General features: G+C 46.1%; 11 protein-coding genes. 5 read left to right on the top strand and 6 right to left on the bottom strand.

Annotated features, from left to right (window positions below):
- Positions 1-4: 4 nt before the first annotated feature.
- The gene (locus AAKU64_RS15860; RefSeq protein WP_354334292.1) at positions 5-352 is read left to right on the top strand and encodes a 4a-hydroxytetrahydrobiopterin dehydratase; all 348 of its coding nucleotides are present in this window, start codon (positions 5-7) and stop codon (positions 350-352) included.
- Complete coding sequence (gene rsgA, locus AAKU64_RS15855) at positions 352-1,287, top strand: ribosome small subunit-dependent GTPase A (RefSeq protein WP_322119355.1); 936 nt, start codon at positions 352-354, stop codon at positions 1,285-1,287. The genes AAKU64_RS15860 and rsgA overlap by 1 nt, the downstream gene beginning before the upstream one ends.
- A 538-nt stretch (positions 1,288-1,825) precedes the next feature.
- On the opposite strand, the gene AAKU64_RS15850 is transcribed toward rsgA, so the two are convergent.
- A complete protein-coding gene (locus tag AAKU64_RS15850; protein WP_354334294.1) occupies positions 1,826-3,235 on the bottom strand; it encodes an MFS transporter in 1,410 nt (469 codons plus the stop codon).
- A gap of 265 nt (positions 3,236-3,500) precedes the next feature.
- Positions 3,501-3,842: a zinc ribbon domain-containing protein YjdM gene (locus AAKU64_RS15845; RefSeq protein ID WP_354334296.1), complete on the bottom strand. Its 342-nt coding sequence runs from the start codon at positions 3,840-3,842 to the stop codon at positions 3,501-3,503.
- 633 nt (positions 3,843-4,475) lie between these two features.
- On the opposite strand from AAKU64_RS15845, the gene AAKU64_RS15840 reads away from it, so the two are divergent.
- Both AAKU64_RS15840 and AAKU64_RS15835 read left to right on the top strand, forming a co-directional pair.
- Positions 4,476-7,850, top strand: coding sequence for a S41 family peptidase (locus AAKU64_RS15840; protein ID WP_354334298.1), 3,375 nt, complete (start codon positions 4,476-4,478; stop codon positions 7,848-7,850).
- Between the two features lie 270 nt (positions 7,851-8,120).
- Positions 8,121-8,387 (top strand): hypothetical protein, encoded by a 267-nt coding sequence (locus AAKU64_RS15835; RefSeq protein ID WP_354334299.1) that lies wholly within the window; start codon positions 8,121-8,123, stop codon positions 8,385-8,387.
- 80 nt (positions 8,388-8,467) lie between these two features.
- Here AAKU64_RS15835 and AAKU64_RS15830 read toward each other — a convergent pair whose 3' ends face one another.
- From AAKU64_RS15830 to AAKU64_RS15820, 3 genes are all read right to left on the bottom strand, one after another.
- On the bottom strand, positions 8,468-10,531 hold the full coding sequence (locus AAKU64_RS15830) for a M13 family metallopeptidase (RefSeq protein WP_354362412.1): 2,064 nt from the start codon (positions 10,529-10,531) through the stop codon (positions 8,468-8,470).
- Positions 10,532-10,710: 179 nt separating this feature from the next.
- Entirely contained in the window at positions 10,711-12,693 is a 1,983-nt protein-coding gene (locus AAKU64_RS15825) for a CocE/NonD family hydrolase (protein WP_354362411.1), read from the bottom strand.
- Positions 12,694-12,865: 172 nt separating this feature from the next.
- Entirely contained in the window at positions 12,866-13,090 is a 225-nt protein-coding gene (locus AAKU64_RS15820; protein ID WP_322118269.1) for a hypothetical protein, read from the bottom strand.
- Positions 13,091-13,356: 266 nt separating this feature from the next.
- Between AAKU64_RS15820 and AAKU64_RS15815 the strand changes: the two genes are divergently transcribed.
- The gene (locus AAKU64_RS15815; protein ID WP_354334305.1) at positions 13,357-13,758 is read left to right on the top strand and encodes a hypothetical protein; all 402 of its coding nucleotides are present in this window, start codon (positions 13,357-13,359) and stop codon (positions 13,756-13,758) included.
- 180 nt (positions 13,759-13,938) lie between these two features.
- Here AAKU64_RS15815 and AAKU64_RS15810 read toward each other — a convergent pair whose 3' ends face one another.
- Positions 13,939-14,898, bottom strand: coding sequence for a chemotaxis protein (locus AAKU64_RS15810; protein ID WP_354362410.1), 960 nt, complete (start codon positions 14,896-14,898; stop codon positions 13,939-13,941).
- Between the last annotated feature and the right edge of the window lie 69 nt (positions 14,899-14,967).

Below are 14,967 nucleotides of genomic sequence, written 5' to 3'. Positions count from 1 at the left end.
CATCATGAAAACGACAGACCTGTTAGCAAAAAAATCCGTACCGACCGACATTGGTCTTGATACAGCTAGTTTGCCCACTTATCTTGCCGCGGTACCGGGCTGGACACAAGATGGACCGCGGATTGTTAAAGCCTATAATTTCAAAAATTATTATGAGACGCTGGCGTTTATCAATGCCATCGCCTACGTAATCCATGCAGAAGATCATCACCCTGAAATGGTCGTCACCTACAATCGTTGTCTGATCAAATTTGATACGCATACCGTCAACGGCGGTAAAGGTGGGATTTCTGAAAATGATTTTATTTGCGCCGCTAAAGTCGATGCGATTTTTCAGCAAAGTTTTTCTTAATGAGCCAGATCAAAAGCAAGCCCAAGTCAAAATCGTCCACCAGCGAAAAGCTGTTAGCGACTGTCATTGCTGCACATGGCCGTCATTATCTGGTGCAGGCAGAAGGTATCAAACTGCACTGTGTCACACGTGGTAAAAAAAGTGATGTAGCAGTCGGCGATATTGTTGAATATCAGCTCACGTCCAAGAACCAGGGCGTGATTGAGGCGATCACACCGCGCACGACTTTGCTCTACCGCTCGGATCAATACAAATCAAAAATGCTGTCGGCCAATCTGACGCAACTGATCATTGTGGTCGCCACCGAGCCTAGCTTTGCCGATGATCTGATATCACGCGCGCTGGTCGCCTCTGAATCATCCGGCATCAAAGCTAGTATCGTTTTAAATAAAATTGACGTCACCGCCAGCTTACCTAAAGCGCGTGAACGTCTGGCGCTGTATTCTGGCTTGGGCTATCCAGTATTAGAAGTGTCGGTCACCACCGCACCGGAACAAACCCGCGTCGCAATGATGGAACTGATCCAGGACAATCACACGATTCTGATCGGCCAGTCAGGTATGGGCAAATCGTCGCTAATCAATTTGCTGATCCCCGACGCTGAGATCGCCACCCGCGAAATCTCTGCAGCATTGGACACGGGCAAACATACAACAACGTTTACCCGTCTGTACCAGATGGATGACAAAACTGGCGTTATTGATTCGCCGGGCTTTCAAGAGTTTGGATTACATCATCTGAGCGAAGGGATGCTGGAACGCGCCTTCCCAGAATTTTTACCGCATCTGGGCGAGTGCAAATTCTATAACTGCCATCACCATACCGAGCCTGGCTGTGCAATTTTAGCCGCAGTCAAATCGGGAGAAATTGCACAGATGCGCCATGATTTATTTGAGCAACTGGTGCATGAGGCAGCACAAACGATAGGATATTAAGTAGCGGCTAAGTAAATCATTAAGTCACATCAAAAAACGAGAAAGAGGTATTTCTCGTTTTTTTATACCCGGGTAGGAAAACTATTAAAGAAAATTATTAAGGAAGATTAATAAAGAATTTATCTGCTGGCAGCACGCTGAGCCATCACTAAAAAATCCAGTCAAAATCAGGTGACATCAGTCGAAATATCAATATACTCCCCACCTATTTGATAAAATATGCCCCACCGACCAATGATTACTTGGACGATTAAATATACACACTACCAGTATATTTAACCCAGATTTTCCATTGGAACAGCGACAAGTGTGCCTTTGGCGAACTGACTGGCTAGACGCGACGATGACGCAAGCTGCATCTTGCTAGGAGGAGCAACAACGCGAGGCAGTTTCGCCAAAGGTGCAATTGTCGCTGTAGCGTTCCCACTCAAATCGCGGTGGTGCTATCCCTCTGAAGACCGCACGCCGTCTGGGTTTTTTGCGAAGTGGTAGCGATCTAATGGAAAATCTGGGTTTAATCTAGCAGCAGCGATGGTAATCAATTTGCCGCTGGCAAGCCCTTGCTGACGCTCTCACCATCCTCGGCGCGCAAAGTCCAAAATGTCAGCGACGAGAGCATCGTCATTACCCCCAAAGTCAAAAATGCGTGATGCAAGGCGCTGGTCACGGCGACTTTGTCCGACTGCGGCAAGTCCCCCAAATACCAGGCCGTCACTAAAGATCCGCAAGCCAGACCAAAGCTCATCGACATCTGCTGCAACGAACTGGCAATCGTACTAGCCATACTGGAATCGGCAGTGCCAATATCGGCAAACGCCATCGAATTCATGCTGGAGAATTGCAGCGAATTAAAAAAGCCCTGCGTTAATCCTAAAAAAACAATCCAGATAATCGGTGTGCCTGAAGACACCGTAGCAAATGTGCAAATCGTCACGCCGATCATGACGGTATTCATCATCAATACTTTGCGATAACCAAAGCGGCGCAATACGCGCGCTGAAATCAGCTTCATCCCCATCGCAGCGGCAGCAGCGGGCATCATCAGCAAACCAGATTGCCAGGCCGGCAATCCAAGACCAAGCTGGTAAAGTAAAGGCAGCAAAAACGGCAAACCGCCCAAGCCTAGGCGCGTGATAAACCCACCCACCACAGAGACTCTAAAAGTACGGATGCGGAACAAGGTCAAACGCAATAAGGGGTGCGGCGTATTGCGTGCATGCCAGCCATAGGCGGCTAGCAGACAAAGCGACAGCAAAAATAAAATGCCCTCTGATGTCCCGTCTATCCGGTGTTCGCCAAATATCTCTAGCAGCCAAGATAGCAAGGCCGTGCCAACGCCAAACAGCAGCAGACCAATCACATCAATCGGCCGATTGCCATCACCACGATAATCAGGCATATGTTTGTGGATCAGCCATTGCGCGACCAAACCGACCGGCACATTGATAAAGAAAATCACCCTCCAGGGTAACCAATGCACAATCAGACCACCAATCGTCGGCCCCAACAAAGGGCCGATCAAGGCCGGGATGATTACAAAGTTCATCGCCATCAATAGCTCAGATTTTGGAAAGGTACGAATAATCGCCAGGCGCCCGACTGGCATCATCATCGCCGCACCTATCCCCTGCAAAATCCGGGCGGCAACCAGCATCGGCACATTAACTGACAAACCACTCAGCACAGAAGCCAAGGTAAAAATGCCGACCGCCGTGCTGAACACACGCCGCGTACCAAAGCGATCTGCCATCCAGCCGCTGATGGGAATACACACCGCCAGACTCAGGATATAACTGGTGACAACCGCTTTAAGACTCAGCGGTGTGACCTGCAAACTGAGGGCCATTGAGGGGACTGCGGTATTGAGGATGGTGGAGTCGAGCTGCTCCATGAATAAGGCGGTTGCTACTACCCAGGGCAGGTAGCGTTTGACGTCGGTTTCATTCATAGAGAAAAGAGAGTAAGTGAGTACAGGAATTTGCTTAAAATTTTCTTAAAAGCTAGTAAGAAATTTAGCTTGAATCACTAATTAGTGCTGCTGAACAATAAGGCGATGATAGCACCGCCCCCTTTAATCCGCTGTAACAGCATGCAGCATGTGTAAGTTAGAGCCCCGCCTTGCTACATATTTATACCGCCTGCCGCTATCCAATTAGCAAAAACCAAAGCAATCACATTATTGATACCTGATGCTGATGCGCTAAAACTCAGCATCAGGCTTTTTTAACGAACTCCGATTTCAATTGCATCGCGCCTATGCCATCAATTTTGCAATCAATATCATGATCGCCATCCACCAGACGAATCGATTTGACCTTGGTGCCGACCTTGACGACTAAAGAAGAACCTTTGACTTTTAAATCTTTGATGACCGTGACCGAATCACCGTCATTGAGCACCGTGCCATTGGCGTCGCGCACCACTGCTTTTTGATCAACGCTATCCTCCACTACGTCCTTGCTCCACTCATGAGCACATTCAGGGCAAACAAAATTACTGCCATCCTCATAGGTATAGACGGATTGGCATTGAGGACATTGCGGCAAACTGCTCATGGTGTGCTTTCTTGTATTGGAACTGGGAGACGATTTTTAGACGGGAGCAGGCAATAAATCAGATCGAGTGCAGTATTGCCAGCGAATAAATAGGAAGTATTGAAGTTCGCTATTTTATGCGCTCTTCTACATCTGACGGATAAGAATTGAGTCTTGGCAGAAAGCGATAACGACTTTATGACCGCAATCAACGACAGGCAAACAATACGCTAACAAACGTGCAATTACATTAAAAGTTAGATAAAAAATTAAGTCTTCATAAAAATATACTCCTATTTAGTATATTTTATTGTCCAAATAATTAATGGTCTTAAACGCATATTTATCGACATACTCCCCTATTAATTAAAATAGCAAGTGATTCACTTCGTGCCGTACTAGGAATCTTGAGCACAAACAAGATCGACAAATAACGCAACACTGGCTATAAAGCTTAGACTCGCCGAGGTATTTTTTTAAAACTGCGAACTATTTCTATGGTGAAATAGTCTATGTAATTCATTAATATAATAAGACTGAAACAATTTGCGTCGACAAGACGCAGCGATAGCAACTGTGTATGCTAAATTTTGCGTCAGTCTAAATATACTCAGGCACCTGCCTGAACTAGAAAACTTATAAAGGAGGAGTCGAATGCGTATTCATCAACTTGGTCGTCTATCTGTTCTGAGCATCTTGCTGGCAAGCTGTTTTACTACCCAGGCAGCAAACGCTGCCGACACGCTGCTGCTGCGCCAACCAACGGTGTCCCGCGACCATCTGGCGTTTGTATATGCAGGTGACATCTGGCTGGCAGATCGCGACGGCCAACATCCTATGCGACTGACTACGCATCCGGCATCTGAATTTGCCCCCAAATTTTCTCCTGATGGCAAATGGCTGGCGTTCTCTGCCAGCTATGACAACAATACCGACGTGTATGTAATCCCAGTCCAAGGCGGAGAAGCGCGGCGCTTGACCTGGCACCCTGGTCAAGACGTGGTGGTGGGCTGGAGTGCCGATGGTAAACGCGTGCTGTTTTCATCCAACCGAGAAATCGCGAATAGTCGCAGTAACCAGTTGTATGAGGTGCCGCTGGAAGGCGGTTACGAGAAAAAAGTCATGGAAGCCATTGCCTTTGAAGGTAACTGGTCTGGCGATGGAAAACTCTTGGCCTATCGCCCTTTCCGTCAGGCATATAGCGGTACCAGCGGCTGGCGTCAGCATCGCGGCGGTACCACGCCACCGGTCTGGATTATGGATGTGGCAAATAACAAATTAGAAAAAATCCCTCACGAGAACGCCAACGACAGCAATCCTGTCTGGGTTGGCGACGAGGTATTTTTTATCTCTGATCGCAAAGATGGTGCGGCCAATCTATTTGCTTACAACCGCCAAAATAAAACAGTACGGCAAGTCACGACAGAAACCGTTTGGGATGTCCGTAACCTCGGTGCTTATGGCACGACAGTCGTGTATGAAGTCGGTGGCGCGCTTAAGGAACTGGATACGGTCAGCGGCAAAACACAAAGCATCCACGTCGATCTGGAGTCACAAACAGCGCAAGCAATACAAGCGCGACCACAATGGAAAGACGCCAGCAGCAATATCACTTCGGCGAGTCTGTCCCCCAGCGGCAAACGTGTCGTCGTTAGCGCCCGCGGCGATGTATTTACCGTACCGGTGAAAGATGGTTCAGTCCGCAATTTGACAGAGACCTCAGGCATCCGTGAAAAAGATGGTATCTGGAGCGCTGATGGCAAGCAGATCGCCTACATCTCAGATGCAGGTCGTCAGCATAGTCTGGTCGTACGCGATCAGACCGGCTTAGACAAAGCCAAAACCTATGCGCTGGGCAAGCAAGGCTATTTCAACTTATTAGACTGGTCACCGGATGCCAAGACGATCGTGCTACAGGACAATCACTTGCAACTGTATGCAATCAGTCTGGTGACGGGCAATATCAGCAAGATCGATGTGAGCGCCCGACGTTCTAAATTCGCTGTCTCGTTTTCATCCGACAGCCGCTGGCTGGCATATACCGTGGTGGGTGCGAACCAGTTTTCACAAATCAAACTGCATGATTTCCAAACGGGTAAAAACGTCAATCTGACCGATGGCATGAGCCACGCCGATAATCCTGTTTTTGCCGCGGCAGACTATTTGTACTTTACTGCGTCGACTAATTCTGGACCCACCCATGTAGGACTGGATATGTCTACCCAAGAACGTCCCTTGCGCAATGGCATCTACGTTGCCGTACTAGCGGCGGACGGCAAATCGCCTCTGCTACCGAAGAGCGGTGATGAGAACGATAAAAAAGATGATGCAAAAAAAGACGAGGATAAAAAAGATAGCGACAAAAAAGAAGGCGCTAAAGACGATACTAAAGAAAGCTCTAAGGATAATAAAGAGAGTAAAGATAAAGCCAAGGACGATAGCTCTGGCAAGCCAACTAAGCCCGTCAAAATTGATCTGGATGGCTTGCAACAACGTATCGTTGCGCTGCCAGTGGCAGAGCGTAATTACGATACGCTGGCGGTCGCTTCCGACGGCTCACTATTTTATTTAGAGCATCGTCAGCCCGGCGTCAGCAATGAACTGCCTTCTGCAAAAAATGACGACGATGCAGAATTGTTCCGTTTTAGTTTTGACGACAAAAAAGCGAAATCACTCAGACAAAATATCGCTTCTTTCAGCCTCAGTGGTGATGGCAAAAAAATCTTAATCCAGTCCGGTAAAGTCAAACTAGAAATTGGCGATGCAGGTGAAAAATTAGAAACCAAACCAATCGATTTATCTCAGCTACGCATGAAGGTCAATCCGCGTGAGGAATGGGAACAGATTTTTAACGAAGCCTGGTGGATGGAAAAAGAATTCTTCTATGATGCCAATTTGCACGGACTGGACTGGGACGGTATTTATAAACGCTACCAACCATTGCTTAAACATGTGCAACGACGTGAGGATTTAAACGACTTGCTGGTAGAAATGATCGGTGAATTACAGGTCGGTCATAACCGCATCGGTGGTGGAGACGTGCAAGAAGAAAAACCAGTCGCTGTAGGTTTACTCGGTGCCGACTTTAGCATCGACCAAGGACATTATCGTGTTAAAAACATTCTGCCGGGCGACCGTTGGAATCCATTTTTAAAAGCACCATTAGCAATCCCCGGCCTGCAAATCAAACCTGGTGATTACTTGCTTGCGATTAATGGCAAACCTCTGGATGCCAGCAAAAATATCTATTCACTGTTAGAAAACACGGTAGGTAAGCAAGTGACATTAACGCTTACCAGTGACCTGGCCAGCAAGCAAACCCATCAGATTATCGTGCAGCCTATCGGAAATGAATCTGCATTACGCCAATGGCAATGGATAGAAAAAAACCGTGAGTATGTGCAGAAAAAAACCAACGGCAAAGTCGCTTACGTTTATCTGCCAGATACTGGTGAAACTGGCTATCGATACTTCAACCGCATGTTTTATGCGCAAGCAGATAAACCTGCCTTGATCGTAGACGAGCGCCGCAATAGCGGTGGACAAGCGGCTAACTACATCACAGACATCCTGAGCAGAAAATATCTGGCAAGTTGGAAGGACCGAGATGGCCTGCTGTTTGATACGCCAGGAGCAGCGATCTATGGCCCTAAAGCCATGCTGATTGATCAGGATGCAGGATCAGGCGGCGACTTCTTACCATATGCGTTTAAACGTCTGGGTTTGGGTGCGTTAATCGGCAAACGCACCTGGGGTGGATTGATCGGCATCTCCACCAATCCCGATCTAATCGATGGCGGCAATCTGCTAGTACCGTTCTTCCGGTTCTTTACCCCAGACGGCGAATGGCGTGTTGAGAATGAAGGCGTCGTACCAGACATTGATGTCGAGTTAGATCCGACAGAAGTCAACCTCGGACACGACACACAACTCGACGCAGCGATCCAGAATGTCATGCAAAAAATGCAGACCTATCAGCCAGTACAACGCCAGCAGGCTCCCGCAATGCCGACGCAATTAGGTAAGTAATGAGCGACTGCTTAGGTAGTAACTAACAGCATTGGGGTAGTGATATCATCAGGTGCACTACCCTTTTTTTAACTCAATTGAGTTGGAAACCATTCAACACTTATAAGGTTTGCAGGCTATTTTCGCGCCATAAGCCTTATAGAATCTAGACATCTGATTTCAAATAATTTTATATTTGAAGACACCAAGACGAGCAAGCACACTTAACCGCGGCATCAAGCTATGGGATAATGCGTCTCCCATCTATCACCACACTTCAGGACTCCCAATATGACTACCCCAAAATTACTCGACTGTAAAAATCAACCAGTTGCGGTGGGAGATATCGTGCGTATTGTGAGTCTGGACAAGCAATTTATCAAAAGCTTTCCCGAAGATGAAAGAATTTTATTTGAATCAATGATCGGTAATTTTTTTAAAATTGTTGATCTGGATGATTTCGGCCAGGCATGTGTTGTGCGCGAATGGCATGACGAGACGGGCATGCTGCAAACTCATGTGATCGCGTTAGATGCAGAAGAAATGGAAAAGGTGTAATCAGTCCCGATGATCCAGCCGGGGTCTGATTACACCTTCTATCTGTATTAGTTATTTACTCTGACTACGACCGTTCCAAGTTACCAGATCGTGACGCGCCTCCCTGCTGGGCGCAACGGCGAGCGATCGGCAGGACAGCTAAAAGCTTCGGCAAATTCTGGCATATTGGCGATAGGTCCAATCACCCGATATTTTTCAGGTGAATGGGGATCAGTCGCTAATTGCAGACGCAAATTTTCATCACGTGTTTTGCCACGGAAACTTTGTGCGTTGGCGATAAAGTAGCGCTGCTCTGGCGTCAAACCATCAATCACTTCGGGCTGTGGCGTCTTCTTCAGCGCTGCGCGCAATGCTTGCAGAGCGATTTTATCGCCACCTAAATCGGCAATATTCTCACCCGCAGTTAATTTACCGTTGATATGCAATTTTTCGATAGGATTGAATTCGTCAAATTGTTTTTCTATTCCCGCTACTCGTTTTAAGAAGGCTTTTTCATCGGCCTTGGTCCACCAGCTTTTCAGATTACCATCGGCATCAAACTGACGGCCCTCATCATCAAATGCGTGTGTCAACTCATGCCCGATAGTCGCACCAGTATTGCCATAATTAGCGGCCAGATCAGCCTTAATATGGTACAGCGGCGGTTGCAAAATACCCGCTGGGAAGACCATTTCATTCATCGTAGGATTGTAGTAAGCGTTGACGGTTTGCGGCGTCATGCCCCACTCGTTACGATCAATTGGCTTACCTAACTTGGCAAGATTGCGTTTGAACTCAAACTCGGCAGCACGCATGTTGTTACCAGCGTAGGAGTTTGGATCAATCTTTAGCTGGCTGTAATCACGCCATTTATCTGGGTAACCAATTTTGACTACGATGGTATCGAGCTTACGATAAGCTTGCTGTTTGGTACTGGCAGACATCCAGTCTAATTTACTCAAACTGTCGCGCATCGCTTGCTTGATGTTGTCGACCATTTCCAGTACACCTGCTTTTGCATCTGGACCAAAAAATTGCGCAACATAAAGCTCGCCTAATGCTTCGCCGATATTGGTATCGAGGTTATGTAATACCCGCTTCCAACGCGGTTGTAATTCTTTTGTTCCCGCTAAAGTTTTTCCGTAAAAATCAAAATTAGTATTCACAAATGCAGAAGATAAATCCTTGGCATTTGCGTTGACTAATTGCCAGCGTAAATAGGTTTTCCATTGAGGAAGCGGTAAGGTATTAAGCATCAAACCGGCTTCCGCAATAAATTTTGGCTGTCCGATATTAAATTGTGCCGGCTGATCTAATCCTATGTCTTTGAAATAGTTTGCCCACTTGGCATTGCCATCAAGTTTGCTTAATTTGCTTAAGCCGTTGATATCCATGAGGTGGTAAGAAGCTTGTGGATCGCGCAGTGCAACTTTGCTTAAGGAGGCTTTTGCCAGGCGCGTCTCGAATGCGATGACTGCGGCTGCATTTTGTTTTGCCACTTCTGGTGCATCACCTAACAACGTGAACATAGTGGCGACATATGCTTGATATTTTTTACGAATATCTACCGTCTTTACATCGGTCTTAAGGTAATAGTCACGATCCGGCAATCCCAGTCCACCTTGAACGATTTGCGCAATATAGCGCGTCGTGTTTTTAGCATCTTGATCAACGTAAAAATTAAATAACGATCCGACACCAATTTGATGTTGTCTGGCGATGACAGCTAGCAACTGTGTACGATCAGTAATCGCATCAATCTGCGCCAAATCTGCTGCCAGTGGCTTGGCGCCATCGGCCTCGATCCGAGCCTCGTCAATACCGCTATGGTAATAAGCACCAACCAGATTAACAACGGCGGTAGTTCCTGGTTCTGCCAATTTGGCGGATGCGGATTCTGCAATCGCTTTCAAGGCCAGCAGATTTCTCTCAGTCACTTCGTCATAAGCAGAAAAACGGGAGCGGTCGGCCGGGATCATATTATTCTTGAGCCAGGTACCGTTAGAATATTCAAAAAAATTCGTACATGGATCTGCTTTGAGGTCCATCGTCTGTGCCTCTAATACCAGATTATTAGTATTGGATTGGGCATGAACCGCTGCGGTTGAAGAGAAGCACAGCAAAATCGCTAATGCGCTACGACGTAGTGTCATTGTTTTTTTCATCGATCGTGTCTCATAAAAATAAATGAAAGCCTGACTCAGCTTAACTAAGTCAGACAGGAATCAAGTAATCAAATGACGTCAATGACATCACTCAGATCACGAAGCGCTTTTGGCACTTTTTTACTACCATTTAGTACCATTTGTTGCCATTGCATCGAACACTGATTAGCTTATCGACGCTATTTTTCCGTCGGTAAAACTTGAACCGCGATGGCGGAATACTGTCCCGGTGCATGGTACACGCGCTGAGTCGCTTTTTGAAAATCTTCAGGCTTTGCATCAGGAATCTGCATAAATTTTTGTGGGTTCAAATCAATCAGCGGAAACCAAGAACTTTGCACCTGCACCATAATGCGGTGACCACGACGGAAAGTATGGTTGACGTCTGGCATAGAATAATTCACGCTTTCAATCTGACCAGGAACGAACGGTTGCGGCTTTTCAAAACCATTACGGAATTTGCCGCGCAAGGGTTCACCGCGCACTAATTGCTGATATCCAGCCATCGTCATAGAAGGTGGTGGCACATCATTGGGTCTAGATTTTTCTTCTACGGTAGAAGGATAATCACTCGGATACACATCGATCAGCTTCACAACCCAGTCAGCATCAGTGCCCGTGGTAGAAACGAATAGTTTAGGAGAAATCGGTCCGACGATGGTGATATCTTCCTCCAGCGGCTGGCTCTTATACACCAGCACATCTGATCTGGTGGAGGCAAAACGCTGATCGGATGTCGGATATTCTCTTGGCACACCAATCGCGGTATAACCAACAAACGGGACAGGTTTTTTAGGATCACTGACATACTCATCAAATGCGTTGCCATCAGCAAGAGAAGAGGATGGCTGGGTCCAGCTTAAACTGCCATTGGCACCTAAATACAAGCTGCGGGATTGCGCTTGTTGCGGCGGCCAGGATGGATAGCTGCGCCAAACATTCGTACCAGTTTCAAACATTTGCGCCTCAGGCATCGCTTTGCCAGTAACGCCTTTCAGATACTGTTCAAAAAATGGGAAGACGATATTTTTACGATAATAGTCGCCCGTCTTCGCATCAAAATTGGCATATCCCAGTGACTTTCCTTCTGAGCGGCCCCAACCTCCATGTGCCCATGGCCCCATGACCAAGCCATTGTAGATACCAGTATTATTTTTCTTAATGCTACGGTAAGTGGTCAAAGGTCCTTGTGGATCTTCTGCGTCATACCAACCACCAACGGTGAGCACGGCAGCATGTATGTTTTTGAGGTGTGCTGCGATATTTCTGGACTGCCAAAAACCATCGTAGCTAGTGTGAGTAATTGTGGGCATCAATAACTCGCGCTGCTTTTCTGTGAGCTGATCCGTAATATTTTTTAACGTTAAGTGTGACAGAAAATAGTCATAACCGTCGTCAGTGCCGTAATCAAATTCATCCCAACGCTTAGGTTGATTAGTCGGGTTAGCTTGCTCTGTAAAGCTGGCATAAAACCCAAAATTTGCCGCCAGCATGAAGGCGCCGCCGTGATATGAGTCATCGCCCATATACAAATCAGTCACTGGTGCTTGCGGAGATGCTGCTTTGATCGCCGGATGGGAGTCGATGATACTGGCAGATGTATAAAATCCGGGATAAGAAATGCCCCAGATTCCGACTTTGCCGTTATTGCCAGATACATTTTTCAGCAACCATTCAACGGTGTCATGCATATCCTGACTCTCAACACCCTCACCTGCTAAACGCGCAGTTTTTTGATGCGGCGTCATCTCTTGCCATTTACCCTCAGACATATAACGGCCACGCACATCTTGATTGACGAAAATGTAGCCGCTGGCATCAAACTCTTTAGATGGACCTAAAGAAGTAGGATAAAAATCTACCCCATAATGCAATTGATCCTGCTGATGAACGCCTGCACTGTATGGCGTGCGTACCATCAAAAATGGATAGGTCTTGCTGGCATCTTTGGGAACATACACCACAGTGAATAACTTAACGCCGTCACGCATGGGAATGCGATATTCATACTTGGTGTAGTTTTCACGGGTATTGGGCTTACTTGCTTCAGCAGCGTCGGCTTTGTTCAACTCTTTTGTATTGAAACTATCCGCACTAGCAATATTTGTAAAAGCAAAGACAGAGAGGGGGAAAATAACGAACAAGGACTTCAAACTTGGCATGGCAGCTTTCAAGTAAATTAAATCAGCATTGGACAAAATGAAAGAAAAAAACCTTAATAGAAAGCACTAGCGCTCTTTCATAAAAAGGATGATTTTCTCTTTAAACTGTAAAAACTAAATCAAAATCTTGATATTGACCATTAGAGCAACATTTAGTGCCTGAAAATCGAAATTATTTTCGATAAATTTCTGGACGTGATTTGTTTCTTTGCTCAAATACTAGTTTGGCATCATGAATCGCGCGCTGTTGATTGCGCATTTCTGGGTAATCGTCATGCAAACTAAAAAAACTCGCCGCTTGTGCGCGCATCACATACCTAATCGCCGCCTCGTCTGTGAGGTCATACATTTCAGTCAACAGCGTGGTTACTTCATCTAAATATTCTTCGTAAGTCATTTTTCTCTCCGCTTTACTATCTTAATTAAAACGCTATTTGTATTGTATTGATTAAACTTTTTCATACTTATCCGGTCAGATACACACGGCTGTATCAATAATGTATTGAGCTCTATTTTGCTTAAAACCTGCCATGTAACGTAGTTTAAATAAAGATGATAAGTGTGTAACGAACCAGTAACAGGCTGTAATTCGTTAAGCAATATTATGATTTTCATCCTAAACTAAGTATAGATGTCGTCATTGTATTTTTTGTGAGGTGTGTGATGAAGTTAATTAAACCTTTTGTTTCTTTGTTGGTAATCCTTGCCATCACTAGCAGCAGTGTAGCGCTAGCACGTCCGTTTTATCATGGACCACGCTTTGGTCTGGGGATTTATGTAAACCCATTCCCTGTGTTTGCCAGTTCATATTACTATGGTGGACCATATTATTACCCAAATACCTATCGCTATTATCCAGATGTCGTAGTTGCTCCTCCAACCACAGTCTATATTGAGCAGTCAAATAGTAATAATCCGCCTAATAACTACGTAACACCTGTGACACCGCAACAAAGTTCTGGTGATTGGTACTACTGTCATAACCCCGATGGCTTTTATCCATCAATTAAAAGTTGCCCTGCTGGCTGGCAACGAGTACCGGCACAAGCACCAGCAGATCGTTAAATCAAAATTAATTTTGGCCTAAAGTGACTGTCCCAAACGATTACTTAATTAGACTATTTAATTATAAAGGGCGCTTAATGCGCCCTTTATAATTGGTAATTTACATGTGAACTTACGTTTAAATCAAATTAACTTAGCTCAGTTTAACTTACTAGCGTAGTCAAACTTAAGCGATCAAGATTAACCTCGTAACACCTCACGAATAGTCGCAGCCAATTCTTCTGCTACAAATTTTGCGACATATGCATCTGCGCCAACGCTTCTGACATGATCCTCATTAGTGGAACCGGACAAAGATGAATGAATCACCACTGGCAACCCTTTAAAACGCTCATCCTGTTTTATATTGCGGGTCAAGGTGAAGCCGTCCATCTCTGGCATTTCCAAATCCGTCAGCACCATCGCTACTTTGTCGTGTACCGTCTTGCCTTCTGCTTGCGCAGCAGCTGAAATAGCTTGCAAGCGCTCCCATGCTTCCTTGCCAGTTTTGGTCATAATGAATGGCGTTCCCATGGCATTTAAAGCTTGCTCGATCAAGCCACGTGCAACGGCAGAATCATCGGCTGCCAAAATCGCTGCGCCAGCGCGTAGTGCAATTTTGGCACCTATTGTTTCTGGGTCTACGTCCTTACCATCTTTGGGTGAAATTTGACGTAGGATTTGCTCCACATCCAAGACTTGTGCCAAACGGGTATCTTCTACATCGCCATCAAGGCGGGCTATACTGGTGACCATGCCGCCACCGGCGCTAGATTCTGCGGATAACACCTGGCTCCAGTCGAGACGTACGATTTCTTCTACCGATTCCACCGCAAAACCTTGGGTTGAACGGGCGTATTCAGTAACCAACATAATATTTAGACCAGTCTTAGGCTTGCACCCAACTACCGATGGCAAGTCAATTACCGGAATAATCTGTCCACGCAAATTCACTACACCAAGATTGTGTGGCATAGCACCAGCGACAGCAGTAATCACTGGCATGGCAACAATCTCACGCACCTTAAAAACATTAATACCAAACAGCTCCGAGCGATCGCCGTTAGCATCTCCGCCTAGCCGGAATAACAACAGCTCAAATTTATTAGAACCAGTCAGGTTAGTACGCTCATCAACTTCCTGTTGTACGCTGCTACTCATGTCAGTAATCCTCAAGGGTTAGGGAGTCGATCATGTTGTATGTATGAGCAAATCGGGCGACTCGTCATT

Origin of the sequence: Undibacterium sp. GrIS 1.8 (genome assembly GCF_040544445.1) — a bacterium.
In the GTDB taxonomy this organism is placed as follows: Bacteria; Pseudomonadota; Gammaproteobacteria; order Burkholderiales; family Burkholderiaceae_D; genus Undibacterium.
This window is presented reverse-complemented; position numbering and strand designations above follow the sequence as displayed.

Coding starts and splice junctions, on each gene's coding strand:
- AAKU64_RS15820 (WP_322118269.1), bottom strand. CDS start 13,090: ATGACTTACGAAGAATATTTAGATGAAGTAACCACGCTGTTGACTGAA.
- AAKU64_RS15840 (WP_354334298.1), top strand. CDS start 4,476: ATGCGTATTCATCAACTTGGTCGTCTATCTGTTCTGAGCATCTTGCTG.
- AAKU64_RS15835 (WP_354334299.1), top strand. CDS start 8,121: ATGACTACCCCAAAATTACTCGACTGTAAAAATCAACCAGTTGCGGTG.
- rsgA (WP_322119355.1), top strand. CDS start 352: ATGAGCCAGATCAAAAGCAAGCCCAAGTCAAAATCGTCCACCAGCGAA.
- AAKU64_RS15815 (WP_354334305.1), top strand. CDS start 13,357: ATGAAGTTAATTAAACCTTTTGTTTCTTTGTTGGTAATCCTTGCCATC.
- AAKU64_RS15845 (WP_354334296.1), bottom strand. CDS start 3,842: ATGAGCAGTTTGCCGCAATGTCCTCAATGCCAATCCGTCTATACCTAT.
- AAKU64_RS15810 (WP_354362410.1), bottom strand. CDS start 14,898: ATGAGTAGCAGCGTACAACAGGAAGTTGATGAGCGTACTAACCTGACT.
- AAKU64_RS15830 (WP_354362412.1), bottom strand. CDS start 10,531: ATGAAAAAAACAATGACACTACGTCGTAGCGCATTAGCGATTTTGCTG.
- AAKU64_RS15860 (WP_354334292.1), top strand. CDS start 5: ATGAAAACGACAGACCTGTTAGCAAAAAAATCCGTACCGACCGACATT.
- AAKU64_RS15850 (WP_354334294.1), bottom strand. CDS start 3,235: ATGAATGAAACCGACGTCAAACGCTACCTGCCCTGGGTAGTAGCAACC.
- AAKU64_RS15825 (WP_354362411.1), bottom strand. CDS start 12,693: ATGCCAAGTTTGAAGTCCTTGTTCGTTATTTTCCCCCTCTCTGTCTTT.